Origin of the sequence: Clostridioides sp. ES-W-0018-02 (genome assembly GCF_020658175.1) — a bacterium.
Classification (GTDB): Bacteria; Bacillota; Clostridia; order Peptostreptococcales; family Peptostreptococcaceae; genus Clostridioides.
Map to the genome: position 1 here is coordinate 27,676 of NZ_JACVVY010000010.1, position 21,185 is coordinate 48,860.

Annotated in this window: 41 protein-coding genes and 1 other annotated feature; of the genes, 9 read left to right on the forward strand and 32 right to left on the reverse strand. The window is 27.3% G+C overall.

Translation table 11 applies throughout. The features are described 5' to 3' along the window. Positions 1-5: 5 nt before the first annotated feature. The 20 genes from IC219_RS17400 to IC219_RS17490 form a co-directional block, all read right to left on the reverse strand. Positions 6-1,001: a nucleoid-associated protein gene (locus IC219_RS17400; protein WP_227482698.1), complete on the reverse strand. Its 996-nt coding sequence runs from the start codon at positions 999-1,001 to the stop codon at positions 6-8. An 11-nt stretch (positions 1,002-1,012) separates the two neighbouring features. After that, positions 1,013-1,204, reverse strand: coding sequence for a hypothetical protein (locus IC219_RS17405; protein ID WP_227482699.1), 192 nt, complete (start codon positions 1,202-1,204; stop codon positions 1,013-1,015). Further along, the gene (locus IC219_RS17410) at positions 1,201-1,422 is read right to left on the reverse strand and encodes a hypothetical protein (RefSeq protein ID WP_227482700.1); all 222 of its coding nucleotides are present in this window, start codon (positions 1,420-1,422) and stop codon (positions 1,201-1,203) included. Before IC219_RS17410 ends, IC219_RS17405 begins: the two co-directional genes overlap by 4 nt. A 94-nt stretch (positions 1,423-1,516) precedes the next feature. After that, the gene (locus IC219_RS17415; protein ID WP_227482701.1) at positions 1,517-1,870 is read right to left on the reverse strand and encodes a hypothetical protein; all 354 of its coding nucleotides are present in this window, start codon (positions 1,868-1,870) and stop codon (positions 1,517-1,519) included. Then, complete coding sequence (locus IC219_RS17420; RefSeq protein ID WP_227482702.1) at positions 1,870-2,034, reverse strand: hypothetical protein; 165 nt, start codon at positions 2,032-2,034, stop codon at positions 1,870-1,872. The genes IC219_RS17415 and IC219_RS17420 overlap by 1 nt, the downstream gene beginning before the upstream one ends. After that, entirely contained in the window at positions 2,027-2,215 is a 189-nt protein-coding gene (locus IC219_RS17425; RefSeq protein WP_227482703.1) for a hypothetical protein, read from the reverse strand. The genes IC219_RS17420 and IC219_RS17425 overlap by 8 nt, the downstream gene beginning before the upstream one ends. Next, positions 2,215-2,538 (reverse strand): hypothetical protein, encoded by a 324-nt coding sequence (locus tag IC219_RS17430; protein ID WP_227482704.1) that lies wholly within the window; start codon positions 2,536-2,538, stop codon positions 2,215-2,217. Before IC219_RS17430 ends, IC219_RS17425 begins: the two co-directional genes overlap by 1 nt. After that, positions 2,531-2,656 carry a hypothetical protein gene (locus IC219_RS21815; protein WP_255613033.1) on the reverse strand — a complete coding sequence of 42 codons (126 nt, stop codon included), beginning with the start codon at positions 2,654-2,656 and terminating at the stop codon, positions 2,531-2,533. The genes IC219_RS17430 and IC219_RS21815 overlap by 8 nt, the downstream gene beginning before the upstream one ends. Continuing rightward, the gene (locus tag IC219_RS17435; protein ID WP_227482705.1) at positions 2,656-2,829 is read right to left on the reverse strand and encodes a DUF3797 domain-containing protein; all 174 of its coding nucleotides are present in this window, start codon (positions 2,827-2,829) and stop codon (positions 2,656-2,658) included. Before IC219_RS17435 ends, IC219_RS21815 begins: the two co-directional genes overlap by 1 nt. Next, positions 2,826-2,966 (reverse strand): hypothetical protein, encoded by a 141-nt coding sequence (locus IC219_RS17440; RefSeq protein ID WP_227482706.1) that lies wholly within the window; start codon positions 2,964-2,966, stop codon positions 2,826-2,828. The genes IC219_RS17435 and IC219_RS17440 overlap by 4 nt, the downstream gene beginning before the upstream one ends. Next, on the reverse strand, positions 2,935-3,315 hold the full coding sequence (locus IC219_RS17445) for an NUMOD1 domain-containing DNA-binding protein (protein ID WP_227482707.1): 381 nt from the start codon (positions 3,313-3,315) through the stop codon (positions 2,935-2,937). The genes IC219_RS17440 and IC219_RS17445 overlap by 32 nt, the downstream gene beginning before the upstream one ends. 3 nt (positions 3,316-3,318) lie before the next feature. After that, positions 3,319-3,669, reverse strand: a complete 351-nt coding sequence (locus tag IC219_RS17450) for a hypothetical protein (RefSeq protein WP_227482708.1) — start codon at positions 3,667-3,669, stop codon at positions 3,319-3,321. An 11-nt stretch (positions 3,670-3,680) separates the two neighbouring features. Then, positions 3,681-3,938 (reverse strand): hypothetical protein, encoded by a 258-nt coding sequence (locus IC219_RS17455; protein ID WP_227482709.1) that lies wholly within the window; start codon positions 3,936-3,938, stop codon positions 3,681-3,683. Between the two features lie 65 nt (positions 3,939-4,003). Then, positions 4,004-4,870 (reverse strand): hypothetical protein, encoded by an 867-nt coding sequence (locus IC219_RS17460; RefSeq protein WP_227482710.1) that lies wholly within the window; start codon positions 4,868-4,870, stop codon positions 4,004-4,006. Positions 4,871-4,884: 14 nt separating this feature from the next. Further along, on the reverse strand, positions 4,885-5,508 hold the full coding sequence (locus IC219_RS17465; RefSeq protein ID WP_227853339.1) for an ERF family protein: 624 nt from the start codon (positions 5,506-5,508) through the stop codon (positions 4,885-4,887). Then, entirely contained in the window at positions 5,498-5,776 is a 279-nt protein-coding gene (locus IC219_RS17470; RefSeq protein WP_227853340.1) for a hypothetical protein, read from the reverse strand. Before IC219_RS17470 ends, IC219_RS17465 begins: the two co-directional genes overlap by 11 nt. A gap of 77 nt (positions 5,777-5,853) precedes the next feature. After that, positions 5,854-6,099 carry a hypothetical protein gene (locus IC219_RS17475; RefSeq protein ID WP_131023942.1) on the reverse strand — a complete coding sequence of 82 codons (246 nt, stop codon included), beginning with the start codon at positions 6,097-6,099 and terminating at the stop codon, positions 5,854-5,856. Beyond that, a complete protein-coding gene (locus tag IC219_RS17480) occupies positions 6,089-6,271 on the reverse strand; it encodes a hypothetical protein (protein ID WP_021385604.1) in 183 nt (60 codons plus the stop codon). The genes IC219_RS17475 and IC219_RS17480 overlap by 11 nt, the downstream gene beginning before the upstream one ends. A 133-nt stretch (positions 6,272-6,404) precedes the next feature. Next, on the reverse strand, positions 6,405-6,734 hold the full coding sequence (locus tag IC219_RS17485) for a helix-turn-helix domain-containing protein (RefSeq protein WP_227482713.1): 330 nt from the start codon (positions 6,732-6,734) through the stop codon (positions 6,405-6,407). A gap of 140 nt (positions 6,735-6,874) precedes the next feature. After that, positions 6,875-7,072, reverse strand: a complete 198-nt coding sequence (locus IC219_RS17490; protein WP_227482714.1) for a helix-turn-helix domain-containing protein — start codon at positions 7,070-7,072, stop codon at positions 6,875-6,877. A gap of 68 nt (positions 7,073-7,140) precedes the next feature. On the opposite strand from IC219_RS17490, the gene IC219_RS17495 reads away from it, so the two are divergent. Beyond that, complete coding sequence (locus IC219_RS17495) at positions 7,141-7,374, forward strand: hypothetical protein (RefSeq protein ID WP_227482715.1); 234 nt, start codon at positions 7,141-7,143, stop codon at positions 7,372-7,374. Positions 7,375-7,377: 3 nt separating this feature from the next. On the opposite strand, the gene IC219_RS17500 is transcribed toward IC219_RS17495, so the two are convergent. From IC219_RS17500 to IC219_RS17510, 3 genes are all read right to left on the reverse strand, one after another. Continuing rightward, positions 7,378-7,548: a hypothetical protein gene (locus IC219_RS17500; RefSeq protein WP_227482716.1), complete on the reverse strand. Its 171-nt coding sequence runs from the start codon at positions 7,546-7,548 to the stop codon at positions 7,378-7,380. Between the two features lie 83 nt (positions 7,549-7,631). Continuing rightward, positions 7,632-8,432 (reverse strand): BRO family protein, encoded by an 801-nt coding sequence (locus tag IC219_RS17505; RefSeq protein WP_227482717.1) that lies wholly within the window; start codon positions 8,430-8,432, stop codon positions 7,632-7,634. Next, positions 8,422-8,607, reverse strand: coding sequence for a hypothetical protein (locus IC219_RS17510; RefSeq protein ID WP_227482718.1), 186 nt, complete (start codon positions 8,605-8,607; stop codon positions 8,422-8,424). The genes IC219_RS17505 and IC219_RS17510 overlap by 11 nt, the downstream gene beginning before the upstream one ends. 196 nt (positions 8,608-8,803) lie before the next feature. Here IC219_RS17510 and IC219_RS17515 point away from each other — a divergent pair, with 196 nt between their 5' ends. Continuing rightward, positions 8,804-9,154, forward strand: coding sequence for a helix-turn-helix domain-containing protein (locus IC219_RS17515; RefSeq protein ID WP_227482719.1), 351 nt, complete (start codon positions 8,804-8,806; stop codon positions 9,152-9,154). 208 nt (positions 9,155-9,362) lie between these two features. Here IC219_RS17515 and IC219_RS17520 read toward each other — a convergent pair whose 3' ends face one another. From IC219_RS17520 to IC219_RS17530, 3 genes are all read right to left on the reverse strand, one after another. Further along, positions 9,363-9,533 carry a hypothetical protein gene (locus tag IC219_RS17520; RefSeq protein ID WP_227482720.1) on the reverse strand — a complete coding sequence of 57 codons (171 nt, stop codon included), beginning with the start codon at positions 9,531-9,533 and terminating at the stop codon, positions 9,363-9,365. 83 nt (positions 9,534-9,616) lie between these two features. Beyond that, the gene (locus IC219_RS17525; protein ID WP_227482721.1) at positions 9,617-10,417 is read right to left on the reverse strand and encodes a phage antirepressor KilAC domain-containing protein; all 801 of its coding nucleotides are present in this window, start codon (positions 10,415-10,417) and stop codon (positions 9,617-9,619) included. Further along, on the reverse strand, positions 10,410-10,589 hold the full coding sequence (locus IC219_RS17530; RefSeq protein WP_227482722.1) for a hypothetical protein: 180 nt from the start codon (positions 10,587-10,589) through the stop codon (positions 10,410-10,412). The genes IC219_RS17525 and IC219_RS17530 overlap by 8 nt, the downstream gene beginning before the upstream one ends. A gap of 135 nt (positions 10,590-10,724) precedes the next feature. Here IC219_RS17530 and IC219_RS17535 point away from each other — a divergent pair, with 135 nt between their 5' ends. Beyond that, entirely contained in the window at positions 10,725-10,904 is a 180-nt protein-coding gene (locus tag IC219_RS17535; RefSeq protein ID WP_074438730.1) for an Arc family DNA-binding protein, read from the forward strand. 3 nt (positions 10,905-10,907) lie between these two features. On the opposite strand, the gene IC219_RS21820 is transcribed toward IC219_RS17535, so the two are convergent. Continuing rightward, complete coding sequence (locus IC219_RS21820; RefSeq protein WP_255613034.1) at positions 10,908-11,036, reverse strand: hypothetical protein; 129 nt, start codon at positions 11,034-11,036, stop codon at positions 10,908-10,910. A gap of 102 nt (positions 11,037-11,138) precedes the next feature. On the opposite strand from IC219_RS21820, the gene IC219_RS17540 reads away from it, so the two are divergent. Beyond that, entirely contained in the window at positions 11,139-11,333 is a 195-nt protein-coding gene (locus tag IC219_RS17540; protein WP_227853341.1) for a hypothetical protein, read from the forward strand. A gap of 77 nt (positions 11,334-11,410) precedes the next feature. Here IC219_RS17540 and IC219_RS17545 read toward each other — a convergent pair whose 3' ends face one another. Both IC219_RS17545 and IC219_RS17550 read right to left on the reverse strand, forming a co-directional pair. After that, a complete protein-coding gene (locus tag IC219_RS17545) occupies positions 11,411-12,199 on the reverse strand; it encodes a phage antirepressor (RefSeq protein WP_227853342.1) in 789 nt (262 codons plus the stop codon). 58 nt (positions 12,200-12,257) lie between these two features. After that, a complete protein-coding gene (locus tag IC219_RS17550) occupies positions 12,258-12,452 on the reverse strand; it encodes a helix-turn-helix transcriptional regulator (RefSeq protein ID WP_196337413.1) in 195 nt (64 codons plus the stop codon). A gap of 175 nt (positions 12,453-12,627) precedes the next feature. On the opposite strand from IC219_RS17550, the gene IC219_RS17555 reads away from it, so the two are divergent. Beyond that, positions 12,628-13,020: a helix-turn-helix domain-containing protein gene (locus IC219_RS17555; RefSeq protein ID WP_227831654.1), complete on the forward strand. Its 393-nt coding sequence runs from the start codon at positions 12,628-12,630 to the stop codon at positions 13,018-13,020. A 29-nt stretch (positions 13,021-13,049) separates the two neighbouring features. Here IC219_RS17555 and IC219_RS21825 read toward each other — a convergent pair whose 3' ends face one another. After that, positions 13,050-13,184, reverse strand: a complete 135-nt coding sequence (locus tag IC219_RS21825) for a hypothetical protein (RefSeq protein ID WP_255613035.1) — start codon at positions 13,182-13,184, stop codon at positions 13,050-13,052. 496 nt (positions 13,185-13,680) lie between these two features. Here IC219_RS21825 and IC219_RS17560 point away from each other — a divergent pair, with 496 nt between their 5' ends. From IC219_RS17560 to IC219_RS17575, 4 genes are all read left to right on the forward strand, one after another. Further along, entirely contained in the window at positions 13,681-15,129 is a 1,449-nt protein-coding gene (locus IC219_RS17560) for an SAP domain-containing protein (RefSeq protein WP_227831655.1), read from the forward strand. A gap of 268 nt (positions 15,130-15,397) precedes the next feature. Next, the gene (locus tag IC219_RS17565) at positions 15,398-17,062 is read left to right on the forward strand and encodes a DUF4041 domain-containing protein (RefSeq protein WP_227831656.1); all 1,665 of its coding nucleotides are present in this window, start codon (positions 15,398-15,400) and stop codon (positions 17,060-17,062) included. Between the two features lie 454 nt (positions 17,063-17,516). Then, positions 17,517-17,918, forward strand: coding sequence for a type II toxin-antitoxin system HicB family antitoxin (locus IC219_RS17570; protein ID WP_227831657.1), 402 nt, complete (start codon positions 17,517-17,519; stop codon positions 17,916-17,918). A gap of 69 nt (positions 17,919-17,987) precedes the next feature. After that, the gene (locus tag IC219_RS17575; RefSeq protein ID WP_227831658.1) at positions 17,988-19,106 is read left to right on the forward strand and encodes a site-specific integrase; all 1,119 of its coding nucleotides are present in this window, start codon (positions 17,988-17,990) and stop codon (positions 19,104-19,106) included. Between the two features lie 166 nt (positions 19,107-19,272). Here the strand turns inward: IC219_RS17575 and IC219_RS17580 are convergent, their stop codons facing one another. Together IC219_RS17580 and asnA are read right to left on the reverse strand one after the other, a co-directional pair. After that, complete coding sequence (locus tag IC219_RS17580) at positions 19,273-19,662, reverse strand: YkvA family protein (protein WP_227432374.1); 390 nt, start codon at positions 19,660-19,662, stop codon at positions 19,273-19,275. Positions 19,663-19,853: 191 nt separating this feature from the next. Then, positions 19,854-20,855 (reverse strand): aspartate--ammonia ligase, encoded by a 1,002-nt coding sequence (gene asnA / locus IC219_RS17585; protein ID WP_227432373.1) that lies wholly within the window; start codon positions 20,853-20,855, stop codon positions 19,854-19,856. Positions 20,856-20,913: 58 nt separating this feature from the next. After that, positions 20,914-21,169: a binding site (T-box leader), on the reverse strand. Between the last annotated feature and the right edge of the window lie 16 nt (positions 21,170-21,185).

The following is a 21,185-nucleotide window of genomic DNA, read 5'->3' on the forward strand; positions in this document are numbered from 1 at the left end:
CCTCCTTATTTTTCACTATAAAAACTTACATTTTTAATAATTATATCTACAGTTCCATTCCCATTATGTCTAATGCCATACTTCATAAAATCCTCAAAATCATCCATTTTGCCTTTTATCTCAAATCCTGTATCTGTTTTTATATGTCTATTTTTTAGATTTTTCTCAACCCACTTTTTATCAATATTAAAATTTTCAATTCCCTTTTCTTCCACATGGTCCTTAAAACTATCTTTTAAGTCTTCCTTTATTGCTATTTCAGTAAACTCATTTATATCAAGTTTTTGCTTTTCTCTTAGCATGTAAAGCAAGATACTTCTTACGTCTTCGCCCTGCTTCATATCACTATATAAATTCGCTATAAAGGAATCTACCAAGCCTTTAAACACCTTAGTCTTATACTTATCATCTTTAATTTTAGTAGCATTTAAAAACTCTGTAACAAACTTAGAATTAGTTTCTTCCTTTTCTGCATCCTTGTCTAAGACTCTTAAATGGTATTCGTCATTCATTCCACTCAAACCAATAATTGCCCCTATTTTAATTGCTTTAGTCTCTTGTATATTAACTTCATTGGCTGACATCTGTATGTTAAATTTATCATCTTCAAACTCAATAGAATGAGTATACGACTTGTTGTAATCAAGTTTTAATATAGCAACTCTCTTTTCATCTTTTTCAGTATATAAACATATTGCTAAGTCACAAGATTCTAATGTAGCATTCACTTTCATAACCTCAAATAAATAAGCTGCAATCTCTTTAGAGTTATTTAAAAATGAACTTTCATCATATATTATCTGTTCACAACACTTCTTAATCAGATTGTTACTATAGTCATTAAATACTGCTTTTCTGATGTCATTATCTCTTAATACTTTGTTGATTTTCTTTTGAAAGAAAACTTCAATATCTTGACTAACTCTCCCCTCAAAATCATTTAATATTGGAGTATCGCTATTCTTATCTAAAACATGTATTATAAATTTGTGTATTATCATAATTCACCCCTTTAATTATTTTCTCCAATTCCAAACCAGTACCAATCTATGAGATTTTCACAAATGTATTCTTGAGCTATTTTTTTCATATATTCTGTCTTTTCTTCATCACTCATACCTTTTAAAACATCATCATCTACTTTAATTTCACCATGAGTATACGAACCTTTTTTATTAGTTTTAACCATTGCACATATTATCACAACTCCACCCCTTCATTCTCAAAATATTCAGCCATTTTCTGACTTCTAGTATCTTTTATAACTTCATCTATCTTATCTATTGTTATAAATAATATCTTGTCATCTTTAGCTAATACTTCTGCTTTTTGTCTTAACATTTCTTTACTACCATATGTGTAGTGAATTCTTTTATTTTCTAACAACAATCCCATTTGCCATCTCAATATATATTTTGACATTTATTCCCCTCTCTATTTTCATTTTTAAGAGTCGCAAAACACTTAAACAATATTTATATTAAGATAAATTTTGCAACTCTCTAAACTGTTTTAATTAGATATTTTGCATATCTTCCATGTATTTACTTGTAAGTTTGCAAAGAACTTCATGCAATGCTCTTCTTGCTAATTCGAACTCTTCTTCTGTCGCTTCTTCATGTATACTAAAATTTGTATATCCTTCTGTAAAATTAGAAAAAACTATTTTTATTACTCCATCTCCATGTGTTCCTGCATAAAGAAATTGACTTTGCTTATATGCATGCTCTTTTTTATGTTTCAATTCTTCATATTTCTCAATTTTTTTCGTTATATTTTCTTCTGTACGCTTTAATTGTTTATACTCCTCAAGTTTTTTTATTATATCCTCTCTTTCGCACTTTAATTGTTCATATTCTTCTTCATGCATTATTCTTCTACCTCCATATCAAGCCACTCTTTGCATCCAACAAAACAACTATAGATACAAGTCTCAATTTCATAAGCACAATACTCACAAACACAATCAGTACTCCCAAGAAAATCAGCCATTCCATCCTCATCCAAACTTTTTATCATTTCAAAATTAGTCATTCTTAGCTCCTTCTTTATTTTTACAATAATTTTTTATTCCAAGATTCCAACAATCTTCACAGATATGTATGTCTATATACCTAAGTAGACTTGTATTGCCCTTTTCTTTATTAATAAAATATTTTTGTTTCTCAACATTAATTGTCTTCTTACAAAAATCGCACTGTATGAGTTCGTTCATTACTCTTCCACCTCATTTTCAACCCATTCTCTAATTCCTGCCCTGCATTTTTTTTCATCATCAGAAACAAACATACAATCACAAGCACAACAGTCACAAATCTCATGTTCAAACAAAAAGTCTATCAATTTATCCTTAAATCTTTTAGCATTTTCTACTTTCTCTATTTCCCCTTCAACCAATTTTTCATAACAAGTTGGGCATATGTGTTTATCCATCCCAAGTACTCCTTTGCTACAATCCTTTTTATATAGCTCAATACATTCTCCATTATATTTTTCAAATATTCTCTTACAAAAATCACATTGTATAACTTTACTCATTTTTAAATCCTCCCATATTATCGCAATTTTCACACTCTTTCAGATTCAATCTATACTCATAAATTCTACCTGCTACAAAACTAATTCCTATTAAAAGTAAACTAGTTAAGATATTCATTAGATTTCATTCTTTCTATCATCAACTAATATATTAAATCCACATTTACATTCTCTATAATATGTGTGTTCTTCAACTATTAACTTGCCTTCATCATTTCCAATCTTTTCATTACCACAATCAGGGCAATAGCAATATTTTTCTCCAAGTTTTATAATATCTTTTAATTTCATTTTTCTAACATCCCCTCACATTCATATCTACTTAATATTTTTATAGCTGTATCAATTGCTTTATTAATTGAACACTTTCTCTTATTTATTATCTTTTCAGCTAACTTAATTACTTGCTCTACATTTGCTAATACCATCTGTCACTCCTTGAATATATTCAGCTTTCCAACCTTCTCTAGTTACTCTATTTTCTCTAGCTAAACAACTAGCATAATCTCCACTAATTTTTAAATATTTACTTGCAGCCTTTGCACTTTTAAAAATCCTAACTTCTCCAGTTTCAATATTAAAAACTTTTATAGGTTTACTTTTTGTATCATTAGTTGGTTTTTTCCTTATTTTCTTGAATTTCGATTCATTAAGTTTCAGCTTTATTTTCTTACTTTCATTTGCTTGTCTTACTTTTCTTAAATTAAGCTCAAACATATCTTCTATATCAATAGTTTTTTCTAAAAACGTTCCTGCATCTACCCAAATTTTAGCCATATTCTACCACTCCAAATCTTTAAATATTATTTCATAGCTACACTCGCCAGCTTCAATAAATATACCTCTTTCATCTTGATAAATATTTTCTACTCCAATAATTCTTAATTCTGAATTTTCAAAGAATAACTTACACATATTGCCTTCTCTTAAATCTCCAAAATCTATAAGACATTCTTTGCCTGTTAAAAATGAGCATGTTTTTTCTCCTGTTTCAAAGTTAAAAACACTCACTAATTCCATAACTCTTAATCCTATTCCACAAATCTTGCAATACCTTGCATCCTTACTTATATCTTCATTTCTGCATTTATAACAAACATTAACCTTATTTTTTCTTGTCTTTTCCAACATTTCAGCTCTCCTCATTTTGAAATACCTAACATTTTATATTGCATTATTTTCGCTATAGATGCTGATAAATACAATATTTTAAGCCACAACATATCTTTTTTTAAACACTCATTTACAGATATAATCTCAAAAGTTCCTTTCCCTGTTAATGGTTCATATTTATCAGTTTTTCTATTACTTAACTTGATTTTTTCTGTTGAATTGTTCTGTATAAATTCAAATCTTTCACCATCACACTCTAAAAAGATTTTTCCATACTCTTCTTCCATTTTCCCTCCAATATTTTTAACTTCTAGGAAGTAATATTGTATAACTACTCCCTAGATTATTTAATTTATCCAAATTTACTTTCTTCAAGTTGACCTCTTGTAGCCATGTTTTTTAATTCCTCATCTGTATATTGTCCAAAGGTTTCATTGAAATTATGAAACTTATTTTTATTGAATTTACTTTGTATAGGCTTGTAATCTTCTTCTAATGCTTTTATAAGATAACCTGTGATACTTTTTACTCCATCTGTATTTTTAACCAACCTTAGTTTTTCTTCTAAGTAGTCAATTCCTCTACCTGTATGTATAAATACATCAACAATTTTTTCAATGTCTTTAGATTCTAAATCAAAGTATTGTTTTATTTTATCCACAACCACCGAATCGTCTTTATTGTTGTTGTTATTCTTATTGTTATTCTTATTGTTATTCTTATTGTTATTGTCCCCGTATCGTGGTACGATTCGTTCACGTATCGTCGACGTATCGTATGAATCGCTATTTCTAGCCATTTCATAATAGTCCTCAAATATTTTTCTTATATCTGATTTTTCTATTGATGGAATTACATATTTTATTAACTCAATATCTTTAACCTCTTTGAGTTCTTTATTGAGTAAATCCACAATTGGTTTGCCACCTTTAGTTAGGTTATATTTGCCCCAGTTTTTTATGGCAATTTCTCTAGTATCGGGATTATATTTAATACACTTATGGTGATTTATAAATCTATCCATTAATGCTCTTATACTTTCTTCTGAGTATCCCATCCAAAATGCTAGTTGTTTTTTAGTTACTTGGTAAACTCCTATTTGTGTTGTTTGAGGATTACTAAGAAGAAGTATGAAGAAGAATTTATCTTCTGGTGTCCATTCCTCTTGTACCTTTGGGTCAGTCCAAAAGCTTGTATATATCTGTCTAAAAACTGCCACTCTATCACCTCCTGTTATGCTCCTTTAAAACCTTGTTTCTCATATGCTGCACAAACAGCATCATATTCACTTTTATTTAAATCTTTTATATCTTTTCCTAGTTGTTTGAAAACTTGCTCTTTTAATAATGTTTTATTAACTCCAACGCTATTAGCTATTGCATATAATCTACTTAGTTGTTTGTCAGTCAATATTCTATCTACTGTACTTTTACTTTGTTGAGTATTATTAGAATTACTTTTAGATTCATCTTTTCCACTTACTGCGTCAAAACTATCATTCTCAGTTATGTTGAGTAACTGAATATATAAATATCTAGTTTGATAGGTTTCTATACCTCCTAATGCTTGTAACTCATTAGAACCTTTCAACTGTAAATCTCGCATTGGAGAAGTGAATACAATCTGTTCTGTTGGTTTTTCTCCGTTAATTAATGTTAATGTTGCATAGTCATTTGTAAAAACTACTATGGGGCATAATTTGGCTTTTTCTAATAACTCTGTCGCTTGTGGCAAGAAGTCTGCCAACTCAAAATACTTGAAGTTAGCGAACTTATTCTCTCCACTTTTCTTTAGATTTAACTTACTGAACTTAACTCTTACATCCATCAATTTAATGTAAATATTATTAGATTCCAATTCCACCACGCTCCATGTCCTTTATATTTCTTTTTAAAACACCTTCCCATCCATCTATATAGTCTCCATATAAACCATCTGATTTTTGCTTTTCTAAATCTTCTTTAAACTGCTCTATTGTCCAATTTTCTTTATGCCTTTTTATACAATATTCTAGTCCTGCAATACTTCCTAAAGCTTGTTCTGCTTCTATTCCTTCAAATCTAGTAAATTTTAATATAAATACTCTATTTTCTAAATCCTTAATTATCTCATTTCTAGTTTTCATTTCTTCCCCCTTGTGCTATAATATAGCTAATTAAATTTTAGTATGTTTTTGAATTGAGCCACTGGAATGGCTCTTTTCTACATTATTTGAACACTTAATGGTCTATCTGTTTCAAATTCTTCTCTCATTAGCAGTTCTTCTGCTTCTTCTGTATCTTTTTCTATCCTCTTGTACTCTGCATATGCTTCATGCTTAATTCTGTCTTGTTCATCTGTTGTAAGACTTCTATCTGCCCATGCCCTTTGTACTATATCTAAATATATTAAGTATTGTGCTTTTCTGTATTTTTCTATATCTTTAATTAATTCTTGTCTACTTTTCATTTTCCACTCCCCCTATTGATTCAATTTCTGAATTTAGCATAAGCAAAATATCCTCATATGCTCCTAGCACTTTTTCATCTGACTTACACTTATATCCGATTGATTCTCTGTCCTCTATCTTCTTTCTTAAACTTTGTATCTTATATTCTAAAAATCTTCTTGTTACTTCCATGTTCAATCCCCCCTTAAAGTTCGAGTCCTCTTTGCTTACATTCTTCCATGTAACTTATACACTCTATATAAAACTTTGGTGTAGGTACTTTTTTATGTTTTATACAGAATCTTAGAAACCATCTTAGAGTCAATTAAATCACCCCCTTTCTCTTTTTCATTACATTCCTATCTTTCATTGCATTTTTCATTACATATTCTTCAAAAGAAATTAAATCTATCCTGTATGAACTACCTAGAGGAATTACAGTATAATGGTTTTGTGCCATTGCTTCTCTTATCATGTTTCTTGCAGTTGAATCAGAAACTTTCAAGTACTCACAGAACTCCTTTACTGTAACTAAATCCATTCTTTTAATTCCTTCTCTATCTAAAAACATCTTTATGATGTCTGTTGTATCATCTCTTTGCATTAATTCTTGCACTAAATCTTTTGTGTCTATGAATTGTAATGCTGTGCTCATTTTTATCTCACCCTTTCTGTATATGTAGATTTATTATTTAAAGAAAACTTTGCTAAATTCAATTCCTAAAAAGTAGAAAATTAAAATTAGAACTGCTCTAAGTAATAATGCTTTTTCTTTATTTTTCATTTTTATCATTCCTATCTTCCGACTAATTCATCTAATGTAATGTCTAAATAGTCAGCTATTTTTATTAAAGTGTTTACAGTTGGGTTCTTCTTTTCTCCTCTTAAAATTGCATATAAATTTCCTGAATCTACTCCTATTTCTTTTGCTAATTTCCATGCTTTTAAATTTCTATCTCTTAAAATTTTGTTTATGTTGTCATTAATTGCCATTAATTTCCTCCTTTGATATAATATATTTGTAGGATATATCCTACAAATATATGGTTAGGTGGTGACTTATGACTATTGATAAAATAACTAAAATTGAAGCTGCTTGTTCGAACTGTGACACAAAAATCATCATAAATGACTCTTATTTTAGGGAAGTTTGCAATAACGGACTAACATGTTCTGTATGCAAAGAAGATATTCAAAACATTAAATCTGTAATATCGAATGTACACAGATACAATCAAGCTGTTGATACTTTAGAAAAAGAATTAGATTCTTGTAAAGACATTTATATCTATTAATCTCTATTTTACTGGAGTACTTTGTTGCTCCAGTTTTTCATATTCAACTTCTTTTGTACACATGCAACATATCTTAGGCTTCAATCCTTTTTTAACTTCTGCCTCATTGTCAAACCCGCAGTATGGACACTTGCAAAAATATTTTACTCTTGAATCACTTGTATTATTTTTCATGTATTTAACCTCCTAGTTAATAATTAATTAAAATAATATATTTCAAAATATTCTGTATTTAATTCTCAAAGTGCTAGTTTTACTTAACCTAATAAAGTTATTTGACACCCTTGCTCTTTTTCTGTAATTAATCCATCTTTTATAAGTAATAATCTAAATGCTTCTCTTCCCTTTGGATTTATTAATGTTTGAGTATCTGAATGTCCATGTGGTGTTGTAAACTCTTTTAACTCAAAATATTGCATCTTGTTAGAATAAGGCTTTATTTTACCTTTTGTATCTCTATAACAATATTTCTTCTCTATTAGCCATGACACAAACACTTTTTCTTTGACTCCAAGTTCTTTTGCCGTATCTCTTATGTTTGTAAGTAAGTTTCTTTCTACTAAAGCATCAAAGTAATCTGCTTTTGGTTTCATTACTTGATTTTCTTGAATAACTAGTTGTTTTTCTTCTTGCTCCTCTATCCAACGTTTAGCACGCTCTATCGGATTTTCTATTATGTAACTATCCTTTTGCTGAGAATCTATTATGTTATATGTACCAGTCTTGCGAATACTTGGTAATACCTCATTAGTTACCCAACGCTTAAATGCTTTTGCATTTGGTAACTTAGAACTTAATATTAGCGAATAAAGTCCACTTTCATTAATAATAGGAGTACCCTTTGTTCCTATATCAATAAATCCTAATTCTTTCAAATCGTGAAATGCGATTTGCTCTTTGTCTTCTTCATCAACATGTTTTATTAAAGCATCACTTACATTTGAATAACCTAATTGCTCTGCTATATCTTTTCCTATAAACCAACACTCTCCATTTTTATCTAATACTCTTATTTCTCCAAAAATTTTATTTCTAAATACTTGTAAATTACTTTTCATCTTCAATATCCCCCGTTCTATTTTTAATCTTTAATTTTGAATTTTGTGTTTTTTGAGCGAATAAAAAATTATTGATAGAATTTAATATATAAGCTTGATATATTGGTTCTAATTCTGTTGCTAATATACCTATTTCTGTACCTGTCTTAATTGATTCATTCATATTTTTTTTCATTTACTTCACCTCTTGATTAATGTTTGTATGATTACTTTTTCAACAATATTTTGTTTGTATAAATACATATTAACATCTATTTTTGTTTGTGTCAACACTTTTACACTCCTTTTTAAAACGTTTTTTGTTTGTTTGGCAACATTTTGTATTGACATAAACAATTGCCCATGGTATTATATTTTTAGGAGGTGTAAACATGAACTTTGCCGAAAAACTTAAACTAATAAGAACTACAAAAGGTTTAACACAAAGTGATTTTGCTAAAACTATCGGAGTTTCAAGAGCCAATATTACAAATCTCGAATTAGACAATGTAAAACCAACTCAAATGTTTATTAATTGCGTTTCTTTGACTCATAATGTGGACAAAGATTGGCTAATTAATGATGATGATAATAGCTTAGATGGTTTAAAAAGTTATAATGACTTAACTAAATTAATAGCCGAAAAATATGAACAACTAGATGATGAATATAAGGTTTTTATAGAAAAACAAATTCAGGAACTTTTGATAATTCAAGAAAAACACATTCAACAAGAGTCCTAGAAATAGGGCTTTTATTTTTATTATTAAAGTTACCATAACAGAATCTAAATTTAGAGAAATTTGCAACCATGGTTTAACATGTCCTGCATGTCAAGAGCGTATATCAAACTCTAACTTTGCAGCAGAATATGTACTTCAATATAATCATGTTGTAAATGAACTAGAAAAAGAATTAGATTCTTATGATAATATTCGTATCTATTAATTTCTATTTTGCTGGAGTACTTTGTTGCTCCAGTTTTTCATATTCAACTTCTTTTGTACATAAGCAACATATCTTAGGCTTCAATCCTTTTTTAACTTCTACCTCATTGTCAAACCCACAGTATGGACACTTGCAAAAGTATTTTACTCTTGAATCACTTGTATTATTTTTCATGTATTTAACCTCCTAGTTAATAATTAATTAAAATAATATATTTCAAAATATTCTGTATTTGGTTTTCAAAGTGCTGGTTCAATTTAACCTAACATTGATAATTGTTGATTATTATTCTTTTCTATTTCTGGCAATATGTTATTTGCTCTTAATAAGTCATGTAAAAACAATCTTCCTTTTTGAGTCCATTTAGTTATCATTTTTGTACTTATATTTCCATTAGTTCTAGTTATCTCTATTGTTTCTGAGTGAGTATATCTTTTGCCTTGATGTTCCTTATATAAAAGCCATTGCTCACTTTGCTTATATTGCACCTTTAATTTATGAAGCAATTTATTCATTTCTGTACCACTCATACCATAATCTTTTGCAATCTGAGTTATCGTAACCAAACTATCACTTTTTAGTATTGTGTCTGTGTAATCTGCTTTAGGTTTGAGTTCGTTTATAACTTGGTCTTTCATCTTGCTTTGTAATTGTAAGTACTCTTTTTCTTCAACTTCTATTAACAACTGTTGTAATGCTTCTTTATATGTAGTTGGTAATTTAGGTTGTTGTTCTTTTAACTCTTGCTCCATTTCTTCAAACTTAGTTACATAAATTGCTGTAAATATAATCCCTTTTTCTCCTGTCATTTTGTTAGCCACCATATCACAACCTTTTTTAGTTAATAAGTAACAAGGATATTTCTGATTATTTTCATTCTTGTAAGTACTTTCAATAAAAAAATCATCAGTGTGCAATTTTGCACTCTGCTTTAATACACTTATGTAACCTCTTATACTTCTTAATAATTGATTATGGTCTTTTTCTATTAATTCAGCTACTTCTCTACTCTCAACTAAGTATTTATTGTTTTGCTTGATAATTGTTAAGTCATTCATATTTATTGTCCTCCTTATTGTTATTTTTATATTTAGATGAATCAAATTCTTTCCATAAAATGTCTATTATAAATGAGTTTTTCGTTAATCCTAAGTATTTTGATTTTCTGGTTATTTCTTCATTTAATTTTTCGGGCATCCTAACAGTTATTCTCTTTTTATTTGAGTTCATTTTGCCGTCAACTCCTTTCTTGTTTTAATAATATCACGCCGTCTTTATGCCGTCAATATATTTTATAGATTTTCTATAAATTATTTTTATGATATAATAATGACATCATTTAGACTTTAAAAAGGAGGTATTATTATGTCAACTTCATTGCCTAAATACACTTTGCGAATAAATAAAATTTTACTTGAAAAAATTAAGTATATTGCAGAAAGTGAAGGTCGTTCTGCTAATAAAGAAATTGAACAACTAATAAAGAAGCATGTTGAAAATTATGAACAAACAAAAGGAGAAATAAAAGTCAATATTGAAGAATAACATTTATAAAGCTTTGCTAATCACTGATAGTATGTACTCATTTACTGACATACCTCTTTGATTAGCTTTTTCTTTGCATTTAACATATAATTCTTCTGTAATACTCAGTGTATATTTCTTTTTACTATTCAATCTATCTCACCTCTTTTGAATATTCTGTATCTATTTCTTAACACATTATCTCAATACACCATGTTATAATTAATTTAAATTCTAATGAAAGTTGGTGTTATCATGAAATTTGTTTATGTTAAGATATTTAATAACTGGATTGATATAACTGATATTGGCACTATAAATGGTTGCAATGCAGTAGAATATATTAATGGGAACCTTGATGAGATGTACTCTAGTAATTATGTTTCTGTAGATTACAAAGATAAAAACTATTGCATTCATCCATCATGTATTCAAATAGTTACAAAATAAAGTGTTTATCTCTCTTTAAAAAACTTTTAAGGGAGATATTTTTATTTTATATTTAGTTTTCAAAGTGCTGGTTTTATTTAACCTAACATTGATATTTGATTTACTGATTTCAATTTGTTGATAAAGTATATCTGTCCTTTGCCCGTTACTTTTGGTGTTTTAGTAATCTTTGTGCTTCCATCAGGGTTATATATTGCTCTTTTTTTAGTTTCCATTATTTTTAAGTCAACACTCTTTTGAGTTGGTGTATTATAATCCTCACCTTTGCGTTTTATTAAGTAACCATTATCTCTTAGCCATGCAAATAATCTTTTCTCGCCTGTGTTAACTCCATTTTGATTTAGTAGCTTTGCTAACTCTCCAATTAATATAGAGTCATCAGAAGAGGCTACTGCATCAGCAAAAAGTACTTTTGGTTGTTGTAACTGAATTACCTTATCTTTTTCCTCTATTTCTCTACTTTTCTTTTCTATTGTCTTTTGAGCTACTTGTAATGCTCTTGCCATTATTTCATCATCTGACATATCTTCTGTTGTATGTATATATCCTCCGGTTTTACGAATACTTGGTAGTATCTCATTAGTTACCCAACGTTTAAATGTTTTTGCACTTGGCAACTTAGAACTTAATATTAAAGAATAAAGTCCACTTTCATTAATTAACCTCATATTTTGATTTCCTCCAGGTGTCGGTATTTCACCCGCCCCCTTATCTTCATCATCAACATGTCTTTTTAAAGCATCAGATGTATCTTTATACCCTAGCTTTTCTGCTATATCTTTTCCAACAAACCAAGGCTCTTCTTTTATCTCAATTACTCTTATTTCACCAAAAGTATTATTTTTAAATATTTGTAGATTGTTCATATTTAAAACTCCTTCCTTGATATTTAAGTTTTTTATGTTTTTATACTCATATTGAGTATCAAGTGTTCAAAAAAATTTCTTTTAAATCTTTCCCAAAATACTCAGCTATTGCAAGTGCTTCTTTTATTGTAAACCTTCTAGCTCCATTCTCTTTACTTGCATATGTTGTTATCTTCATTCCAATGTTGTCTGCTACATCTCTCTGTCTTAAATTTTTTTCTTTTCTAAGTTCTTTTAAAGTATAATTTTTCACTTCTTATCACCTCTCAATTCCGCGTTTTGAGTATTGGTATATTTATATATTAATACGCAATTTGCGTATTGTCAATACTCTTTTACAAAAAAAATTCATTTTGCGTAATTAATACACAAAACGCGTATTTTGTAGTAAAATAACGATTAAGATTAATATGACGGGGGAATATAAAATGTATTATGAAGAAAATGTCTTTGCTAAAAGATTAAGAGATGCTAGAGAAGAACTTGGTTTAATGCAAAAAGAAATGGCTAACAAGTTAAATATGCCAGTTACAACTTATAATGGTTATGAAACTGGAAAAAGAAGCCCTTCTTTAGATATTGTTAAGCATATAGCTGATATGTTAGATATATCAACTGATTATTTGCTAGGAAGAACTAATATAAAAATTAATATTTCTAATTTGAAGGAAGAAGAACTAATAGAAAAATTAAATCCAACTGATGAAATGAGAGAATTATTAGAACATTTTAATAAACTTGATGAAGATTCTAAAGATAAAGCTTTAAAAATAGTTAAACTTTTTTCTGAAGAAAACAATTCTAAAATAAGCAAAAAATAATATTTTTATAAATAATTGAAAAAGAGGAACTAGTCCTCTTTTTTTATGTTGAGCAATATTTCTAACTCTTCTCTACATTCATTATATTTCACTTCATCCTTCTTTTTTAAATTTTCTAACCCTTCATAAAAAATTAATAGTTTACAGTAAATTTCTTCTTCCATACTATTATCCCCCATTATTCAGAACTTACGTTCTTATTTTTAGTTAAAAACTCCCAACAATTTTTAATAAAGTTTATATAATTATATCCTTTTATTTCTAGAAATATTTTTAGATTATTCAGAATTGTCTTTGATAATTATCTTACTTACATAATAATACTTTTGATTTGTTAATGCAATAAAAAACTCGGAATTGTAATGAAAAAATCGAATTTTGTAGTCAGTTGTAAGTTTTTTCCAATTGAATATATTATTAATCGAGTTTTTTATTATATTTTTTTATGAAAACCTATTTTTATAATATTTTTTATAATAATTAACACGATGCTTATTTTACTTTTTATAACTTGTAAATATAGTATTCTTTTAAAAATATTTAATTCTATATTTTTCCCAATATATATATTCTTTGTATGGAAAATTTTATATACTTAAATTACTATCATAAGATAAAATATATTAGAAATTAATTAAATCCAGAAAGGAGTAATTTTTTATGAGCATTTTAAATCTATTTAGAAAAAATAAAAACAAAAATAATATTGATTGCAATGAAAAATCAAATAAATCAAAACAAACCTATAATAACACTATGACACCTTCACAAGAATGTAATTCTATTTCATCTCATAATGTAGAAGTAACAAATGAAATTAATAAAGTATTGAATGTGGGTTATAATGATACAACAGATTTATATGAACTAGAAAAACAAGCAAGAGAAAAATCGGATGCTTTATATGATATACATACTAATAGTGTTAGTGAGTTTAACCCACAAAGCAATATATTAGAAACAGATACTAAACCACTTACATCAATAGAAAAATCTTTCTTAAAATACATAATTGGAGAAAATATATGTGAGCCTTATATAGCAGCTTATTGGACATATGAATATAATATTAACTATTCATATTTAATTTCTAAGTTTTTCAATATGGATTATCTTAAGATTTCAAATTACATTGAAGACCTTACTAAATTAACAGTTTCTGAATTGAAAGAAATATTAAAATCTAATAATATTAAATCAACTGGTAAAAAGGCTGAATTAATAGAAAGGATAGAAAAAGAAATCTCATGTGAAGATTTATCTATTTTTTTTAGTAGCTCCAACAAATATTATGCTTTAACAGATAAAGGAAAAGAGCTATTGAAAAATGTACATAAATCTGCTACTAAAAACATTGACCTAGAAGACCAGTGTTTAGAATTAATTTATACTGATAAATATGAGGACGCATATAACTTAATTTGTAAATATGAATCCTCTAAAAATATCCCAAGAGGAATTAATGTAAACTGGGAAAGTCATAAAATTACACCTGCACAAATTAGGTCTTACAAAACCATAAAAGAATTAGACATAAACTTAAAAGACATACTCTTAGATAATATAATTAAATCATCCTATATACTTTGTGATATGTTAGGAAATAATGCCAAAACTTCTATACTAGTAAAGCGTTTAGTAGGAGAAAAAATTGATAATATAGAAATTAATAATGCCATAAATAGTATAAATGATGTAATATACAATCACTCTACTATAATATATAGTGAGACTGATAGTAGTAGTAATAAAAATTTACATTATATAGACATTGTTAAAAATAACAAATCAATACCATTCGAAATTAATAATAAAAATTACAACTTCAAAATTAATGAAAATGAAATCTACTTTTTTAATATACTTAAAATTAAAATGTATGAAAATGAATTAAAAAATAATTTTGTCTTTGATAGAATGTCAGATGGAGTATTCAACGCATTTGATGCTTCAGGCAACTTCATTGGTAAAGTTAAATTGCAAGGTAGAAAAAAATGGATAATGTACATGAAAAATGAATTTGGTTCAGAACATATTTATGGCGAATTAATTCACTTAATTGATGGTATTGATGCTTGGATTGAATGTTCAAAAGAATATCTAAAATAGCAAAAAGAGCCACTTAAAATGATTAAAACTCATTTTAAATGGCTTTTCTTTATGCTCAAAATACTGATAACATACGTGTAAGAATGCTCTATTATTTTTTAATTTCGGTTAACATATCCTTATAATCCAATTGAATTCTTTTAAATAATTACCATTTTGTTTTATTCTTACGTTTTTTTGCAAATATATGGAAATTATGCATAAAATTTTATATACTTAAATTGTTATTATCATAAAGTAGAACAAAAAAATAAAAAGGAGTTTTAATATGAACAATGAAAATGAACAGTTAAAAAGTGATTTACTCATCAACGATGAAAAAATCAAAAATCTTAATTTCAGGATACCTTGGTACTACTCTTTATGGACTATATCCCTACTAATTCTTTCTACATTTTCAACATACTCTATATCATTTATAGTTGCAATAATATTCTTATTCAAAAGAAATAAGATAATGAAAAAACATAAAGATAGTATTAGTATGTTATTATCTGATGTCGAAAAAATCAATAATAAATATATTTCATTAAATGATGAAATTAAAATGAAAGAAAAATACTTTAAAGATTTATGTGAATCAAATGAAAAAACTTTAAAAGAATTATCCAATCTATTAGATAAAAAGAAAACTGAAATCGATAAATTTGATTCAGAAAACCAAGATAAATTTAAACTTATTGAAGAATTAAAAATAGAAAAAGAAAGACTTGATAATCTTATAAAGGATAAAAATATACTTAAGGATAATATTAATACTTTAAACTCTCATTTAGAAGAATTAAAAGATGAGAGGGAAGAACTTAGAGATATAAATGAAACTTTAAAAAATAAAAAAGAAGCGCTAAAAAGGCTATCAGAGGAATTAATACAGACTGAAGATGAAGTTCTACTTCAATCATTCGGATTATATAATCCAAAATATGATTTTGAGAATTCTGACGAGTATATGGAAAAATTAAAAGAAATAAGAGAAATGCAAAAACTATTAATAAGAAATAAAACAGGTGTAAAATATTCTGATTCTTGGACTGTTGATGGAAGCGTTCAAAAAGGTAGAACTATGACTAATCAAAATATTAAAACAGCTCTTAAGCTCTTCAATAGTGAGTGTGACATTGCTATGTCAAAAGTTAGTTTTAAAAATATTGATGCTGTAGAAAAAAGAATACGAAAAGCATTTACTGATACAAATAAATTAAATACTTCAAATAAAGTTTCTATAAAAGAAAACTATCTTAATTTGAAAATAGATGAGCTTTATTTATATTATGAATACCTTCAAATGAAAGAAGAAGAAAAAGAAGAACAAAGAGCTTTGAGAGAACAAATGAAAGAAGAAGCTCTTGTTCAAAAAGAAATAGAAAATCAAAAAAGAAAACTAAAAAAAGAAGAATTACAATTTAAGAATGAATTACTTAGACTAAAATCAACTATACCAGAAGATGAAAACGACAAATTAGAATGGGAACAAAAAATCAATTCTATAGAAGAAAAACTAGCTTTACTATCAAAAAATTTAGATGATGTATTAAATAGAGAACAAAATACAAGAGCAGGACATGTATACATAATCTCCAATATTGGTAGTTTTGGAGAAAATATATATAAAATAGGAGTAACTAGAAGATTAGACCCAACTGAGAGAATAAATGAATTAAGTAGTGCATCAGTTCCTTTCAAATACGATATACATGCGACTATATTTAGTGAAGATGCGCCTAAATTAGAGTCAGCTTTACATAAAGCTTTTGATAATAAAAGAGTTAATAAGGTAAATAATAGAAAAGAATTCTTCGAAGTTACTCTTGATGAAATAAGGTCAGAAGTTGAGAAAAATTTCGATAAGACTGTAGAATATACGAAATTAGCAGAAGCACAAGAATATAGACAAACGTTAAAAATACAAGAATTAAATAATAAATTAGCTTAAATATATTCAAACAATTATAATTTAATAAAATATTATTTTTGAATATCTGTACCAATTTGTGATATAATAATAGCAAGGAGATAAAATTTACTTTGTAAAAGGTGAATTTCTCTAATTGATTAGAATTTAAAAGTTATTTCTTTAAATCACCCTTATTGGCGTTTGGGTGATTTTTTATTTTGTCATAAATGTAAGCTGATACAATACCAGCAACTATACTCAATAAAAAGTTAATTAACACATAAATTCACCTCCTTCCTATATTGGAATTTGGCGTTTATATGAGAAAATCACCCTTAGCTTTTCAATTTTATTTTCCTTGCTAAAAATATTATAACATATAATTCTTACATATTTTACCTATATATTACATTTAAATTTCTATTTTAGTTTATTCTTCTTATTTACACGTATATAAGCACGTTTTATAATATAACTGTAAGGAGTTGATAAAATGAAAAAAGATATATATTTATATCCTGCTATACTAAGCTATGATAGCGATGGTATCTCTGTAGAATTTCCTGATTTGCCAGGTTGCCTTACATGTGCAGATACAACAGAAGAAGCCTTAAAAATGGCAAAAGAAGCTCTAGGGCTACATCTGTATGGCATGGAAGAAGACAATGACATAATTCCAAGTGCAACTACTATAGATAACTTAATTTTAGAGAAAAATCAAATACCAACTTTAATAGAGATATATATGCCTATTCACAGAAAAGCTATAGAAAATTACTCTGTTAAAAAAACTCTTACTATCCCACAATGGCTTAATAGAGAAGCTGAAAAAAATAAGGTTAATTTTTCTCAGATACTTCAAGAAGCTTTAAAAAATCATCTTAATATTCATTAGATATAATTAGAGCAGTCTAACTGCTCTTTTATATAAATTTTATTCAAAACTTATAAAGGGAGTGTACATATGAATATCAAATCAGCTTTTATAAGAAAAAGAGGAGAAAAATTTCATGTATATGTGGAGTATGTGGAAGAAGAAACTGGGAAAAAGAAACAAAAAAGTTATGGAAGTTATGAAAAGAAAAAGGATGCTGAAAAACATTTAATTGAAATAAAATCTACTATAAACAATAATAAGTTTGTTGCTCCAAACACTGTAACGCTTGTAGACAGATGCTATAGATACATAGAGGAAAAAAAGGATGACTTTTCTCCATATACTTTAAGAAACAGAAAAAGTATAATTAGAAATCACATCCAACCTTTTTTTGAAGATATAAAATTAATTGATATTAGTCCAAACCTTTTACAAACATATGTCAATAAAATATATAAAAAATATTCTTTGAATTCCGCAAAAAATTCGATTAGTTTTTTAAATGCTTTATTGCATGAAGCTTATCGACTTAGAGAAATACAAGAAGATGTTTCTAAGTTTGTAATAACTCCAAATAAAGAAAATGCATCTACAACTAATTTTTATACCAAAGAGGAGGCTCAGATACTGTTAGAAAAGTGTCTTGATACTAATCTAGCTATACCTATCTATTTTATGCTAGGACTTGGTCTACGCTTTGGAGAAGCTGTAGGAGTTAGATGGTGTGATGTTGAACTTAATAAAGGCATTATACATGTAAAACAAACAATGGTACATGTTGATGGTAAAGTAACTTTTAAATCGCCTAAAACAGCTAAATCAAGAAGAGCATTATCAGCACCTGATGAATTAATAAATTTATTAAAAGAAGAAAAGCTAAAACAAAACAAATTAAAATTGCAAGGAATATTGAAAAATGAATTAGACCTAGTATGTCTAAACTCAAAATACAAAATTTGGACTCAACAAATGTTTTTTAAGCCTTTTAAAAGATTGTTACTTTCTAATAATCTCAGATATATAAAATTGCATGAACTTAGACATACAAATGCAACTTTGATGCTATTATCGGGAACTAATATAAAAACTATATCAGAAAGATTGGGGCATACAGATATAAAAATAACTATGAATAAATACTCTCATGTTTTAGAAGAAATGGACAAAGAAGCTTCTGATAATTTAAGTAAAATCTTATTTAAATAATCGTCAGTTCTATGTCAGTAAGATGTCAGTTAATCATATATTTTTTTATTTGTCAGTTAGATGTCAGTCAAATATTTATTACTAGACAGTAGTAAAAAGCAGTATTTTACTACTATCTAGCAGCACTTAATATTGTATAATATCTAAGCATAACACTTATAAAATGTTATTCTTCTTCATCTTTTATAGAAAATTCTACATTTTCAATTATATTTGAATGTTTATCCTGTTTTGCAATGATTCTGTATTTATTAATTTCTTCATTCACAATACCTATACTCCAAATTAATACTATAGCATCATCTATAAATCCAAATGCTCCAGCGAGCATTTCAGGTATTATATCAATACCAGATACAAAGTAGGATACAGTAAAAACTAATACAGAAACTACTTTGACCTTATCAATTATATTTATTCTTTTATCTGTCATAAAATCTGGTAGTTTAAGTAAATCAAATATAAAAAGTAATCCAAACTTAGCATTTTTAAATCTTACTAAAATTTTTTTTAAAGTATCTAAAATTATATCAATAACTCTTTTTAAAAGTTCCATATTTATCACCTCTTATAATCATAGGTTACTCTACATTATAACCGATATAATTAATTTGATGAATATTTTAGATATAAATTTTATTAATTAGTTTATACTTAAATTGTATTGATTACATATGGACAGTTATATAATAACTTAAGTATTTTAAATTGTTTATAATTTTTACAATAATATTAATTTGTTTTTAATTATAACAATTCAATTCCTGCGTTTCTAAAATTTTCAATCATATCTTGTGGCCATACTCCAACTTGTACTTCCCCTATATGTGCCTTTTGCAAGAAATACATACAGATTCTTGATTGACCAATTCCTCCACCAATTGTATATGGAAGCTCACCATTTAAAAGCATTTTATGATAATCAAATTCTTTTCTATCTTCACATCCAGCAAGCTTTAACTGTCTATCTAGTGATTCTTCATCAACTCTAATTCCCATTGATGATAATTCTAATGCAGAATCTAGAACAGGGTTATAAAATAGTATATCTCCATTTAATTCCCAATCATCATAATCAGGGCTTCTTCCATCATGTTTTTCTCCTGATACTAATGTCTTTCCTATTTGTGTTATAAATACAGCTTTTTTATCTTTTACAATTTTATCTTCTCTATCTTTTGGCGATAACTCTGGATACATATCTTCTAATTCCTGTGATGTTATAAATGTTATTTCTTCTGGTAAAATTTCTTTTATACCTTCATACATACTACACACAAATATTTCAGTATCTTTAAATACTCCATATAATCTTTTTACAACGTCTTCTAAAGTTTTTTCATTTCTGCTACTTTTTTCTATAACTAATTCCCAGTCCCATTGGTCTACATATAAAGAATGTATATTGTCCAGTTCTTCATTTTTTCTTATTGCATTCATATCTGTATATAAACCACTTCCAACTGCAAAACCATATTTTTTAAGAGCTAATCTCTTCCATTTTGCAAGTGATTGAACAATTTCTGCATTTTTATCCATAAATGGTATATCAAAGCTTACTGCTTTTTCTCCATTTAAATTATCATTTGCACCTGTTTCAGGCAATACAAATAGTGGTGAAGAAACTCTTATTAGATTTAACTCATTACTCAATCTCATTTCAAAGAAATCTTTTAATTTTTTTATGGCTACTTGTGTATCAATTACATTTAGACTGCTTTTATAATCTTTTGGTATTATTGTACTCATACTATTCACTCCCTATATTCTATATATTTTTCCATTAAAAAAACCTCTCATCCCTATAAAAAGGGACGAAAGGTTGCTTTTCCGCGGTACCACCCTGATTAGTTTGAAATAGATTCAAACCCAGCTCATAATGTACAGATATTACTCGATACATCCCAATATGATAACGGTTTGGTTCCGACTAAGCCTACTCTTTTAAAATTTCAGTTAGCAACTCCAGGATGTTCTTCACTATAGACTTCATATTGGTCTCACACCATCACCAACTCGCTTTAATTACATTCTATACCTACTCTTCCTTTCAACGTCTTTAAAGTTTTATTTTTACTT

Excerpts from the sequence above, each read along its gene's own strand:
- IC219_RS17400 (WP_227482698.1), bottom strand. The coding sequence starts at position 1,001 with ATGATAATACACAAATTTATAATACATGTTTTAGATAAGAATAGCGAT.
- IC219_RS17410 (WP_227482700.1), bottom strand. The coding sequence starts at position 1,422 with ATGTCAAAATATATATTGAGATGGCAAATGGGATTGTTGTTAGAAAAT.
- IC219_RS17415 (WP_227482701.1), bottom strand. The coding sequence starts at position 1,870 with ATGCATGAAGAAGAATATGAACAATTAAAGTGCGAAAGAGAGGATATA.
- IC219_RS17420 (WP_227482702.1), bottom strand. The coding sequence starts at position 2,034 with ATGACTAATTTTGAAATGATAAAAAGTTTGGATGAGGATGGAATGGCT.
- IC219_RS17425 (WP_227482703.1), bottom strand. The coding sequence starts at position 2,215 with ATGAACGAACTCATACAGTGCGATTTTTGTAAGAAGACAATTAATGTT.
- IC219_RS17430 (WP_227482704.1), bottom strand. The coding sequence starts at position 2,538 with ATGAGTAAAGTTATACAATGTGATTTTTGTAAGAGAATATTTGAAAAA.
- IC219_RS21815 (WP_255613033.1), bottom strand. The coding sequence starts at position 2,656 with ATGAATATCTTAACTAGTTTACTTTTAATAGGAATTAGTTTTGTAGCA.
- IC219_RS17435 (WP_227482705.1), bottom strand. The coding sequence starts at position 2,829 with ATGAAATTAAAAGATATTATAAAACTTGGAGAAAAATATTGCTATTGC.
- IC219_RS17440 (WP_227482706.1), bottom strand. The coding sequence starts at position 2,966 with ATGGTATTAGCAAATGTAGAGCAAGTAATTAAGTTAGCTGAAAAGATA.
- IC219_RS17445 (WP_227482707.1), bottom strand. The coding sequence starts at position 3,315 with ATGGCTAAAATTTGGGTAGATGCAGGAACGTTTTTAGAAAAAACTATT.
- IC219_RS17450 (WP_227482708.1), bottom strand. The coding sequence starts at position 3,669 with ATGTTGGAAAAGACAAGAAAAAATAAGGTTAATGTTTGTTATAAATGC.
- IC219_RS17455 (WP_227482709.1), bottom strand. The coding sequence starts at position 3,938 with ATGGAAGAAGAGTATGGAAAAATCTTTTTAGAGTGTGATGGTGAAAGA.
- IC219_RS17470 (WP_227853340.1), bottom strand. The coding sequence starts at position 5,776 with ATGAAAACTAGAAATGAGATAATTAAGGATTTAGAAAATAGAGTATTT.
- IC219_RS17475 (WP_131023942.1), bottom strand. The coding sequence starts at position 6,099 with ATGAAAAGTAGACAAGAATTAATTAAAGATATAGAAAAATACAGAAAA.
- IC219_RS17480 (WP_021385604.1), bottom strand. The coding sequence starts at position 6,271 with ATGGAAGTAACAAGAAGATTTTTAGAATATAAGATACAAAGTTTAAGA.
- IC219_RS17485 (WP_227482713.1), bottom strand. The coding sequence starts at position 6,734 with ATGAGCACAGCATTACAATTCATAGACACAAAAGATTTAGTGCAAGAA.
- IC219_RS17490 (WP_227482714.1), bottom strand. The coding sequence starts at position 7,072 with ATGGCAATTAATGACAACATAAACAAAATTTTAAGAGATAGAAATTTA.
- IC219_RS17495 (WP_227482715.1), top strand. The coding sequence starts at position 7,141 with ATGACTATTGATAAAATAACTAAAATTGAAGCTGCTTGTTCGAACTGT.
- IC219_RS17500 (WP_227482716.1), bottom strand. The coding sequence starts at position 7,548 with ATGAAAAATAATACAAGTGATTCAAGAGTAAAATATTTTTGCAAGTGT.
- IC219_RS17505 (WP_227482717.1), bottom strand. The coding sequence starts at position 8,432 with ATGAAAAGTAATTTACAAGTATTTAGAAATAAAATTTTTGGAGAAATA.
- IC219_RS17510 (WP_227482718.1), bottom strand. The coding sequence starts at position 8,607 with ATGAAAAAAAATATGAATGAATCAATTAAGACAGGTACAGAAATAGGT.
- IC219_RS17515 (WP_227482719.1), top strand. The coding sequence starts at position 8,804 with ATGAACTTTGCCGAAAAACTTAAACTAATAAGAACTACAAAAGGTTTA.
- IC219_RS17520 (WP_227482720.1), bottom strand. The coding sequence starts at position 9,533 with ATGAAAAATAATACAAGTGATTCAAGAGTAAAATACTTTTGCAAGTGT.
- IC219_RS17525 (WP_227482721.1), bottom strand. The coding sequence starts at position 10,417 with ATGAATGACTTAACAATTATCAAGCAAAACAATAAATACTTAGTTGAG.
- IC219_RS17530 (WP_227482722.1), bottom strand. The coding sequence starts at position 10,589 with ATGAACTCAAATAAAAAGAGAATAACTGTTAGGATGCCCGAAAAATTA.
- IC219_RS17535 (WP_074438730.1), top strand. The coding sequence starts at position 10,725 with ATGTCAACTTCATTGCCTAAATACACTTTGCGAATAAATAAAATTTTA.
- IC219_RS17540 (WP_227853341.1), top strand. The coding sequence starts at position 11,139 with ATGAAATTTGTTTATGTTAAGATATTTAATAACTGGATTGATATAACT.
- IC219_RS17545 (WP_227853342.1), bottom strand. The coding sequence starts at position 12,199 with ATGAACAATCTACAAATATTTAAAAATAATACTTTTGGTGAAATAAGA.
- IC219_RS17555 (WP_227831654.1), top strand. The coding sequence starts at position 12,628 with ATGTATTATGAAGAAAATGTCTTTGCTAAAAGATTAAGAGATGCTAGA.
- IC219_RS21825 (WP_255613035.1), bottom strand. The coding sequence starts at position 13,184 with ATGGAAGAAGAAATTTACTGTAAACTATTAATTTTTTATGAAGGGTTA.
- IC219_RS17560 (WP_227831655.1), top strand. The coding sequence starts at position 13,681 with ATGAGCATTTTAAATCTATTTAGAAAAAATAAAAACAAAAATAATATT.
- IC219_RS17565 (WP_227831656.1), top strand. The coding sequence starts at position 15,398 with ATGAACAATGAAAATGAACAGTTAAAAAGTGATTTACTCATCAACGAT.
- IC219_RS17570 (WP_227831657.1), top strand. The coding sequence starts at position 17,517 with ATGAAAAAAGATATATATTTATATCCTGCTATACTAAGCTATGATAGC.
- IC219_RS17575 (WP_227831658.1), top strand. The coding sequence starts at position 17,988 with ATGAATATCAAATCAGCTTTTATAAGAAAAAGAGGAGAAAAATTTCAT.
- IC219_RS17580 (WP_227432374.1), bottom strand. The coding sequence starts at position 19,662 with ATGGAACTTTTAAAAAGAGTTATTGATATAATTTTAGATACTTTAAAA.
- asnA (WP_227432373.1), bottom strand. The coding sequence starts at position 20,855 with ATGAGTACAATAATACCAAAAGATTATAAAAGCAGTCTAAATGTAATT.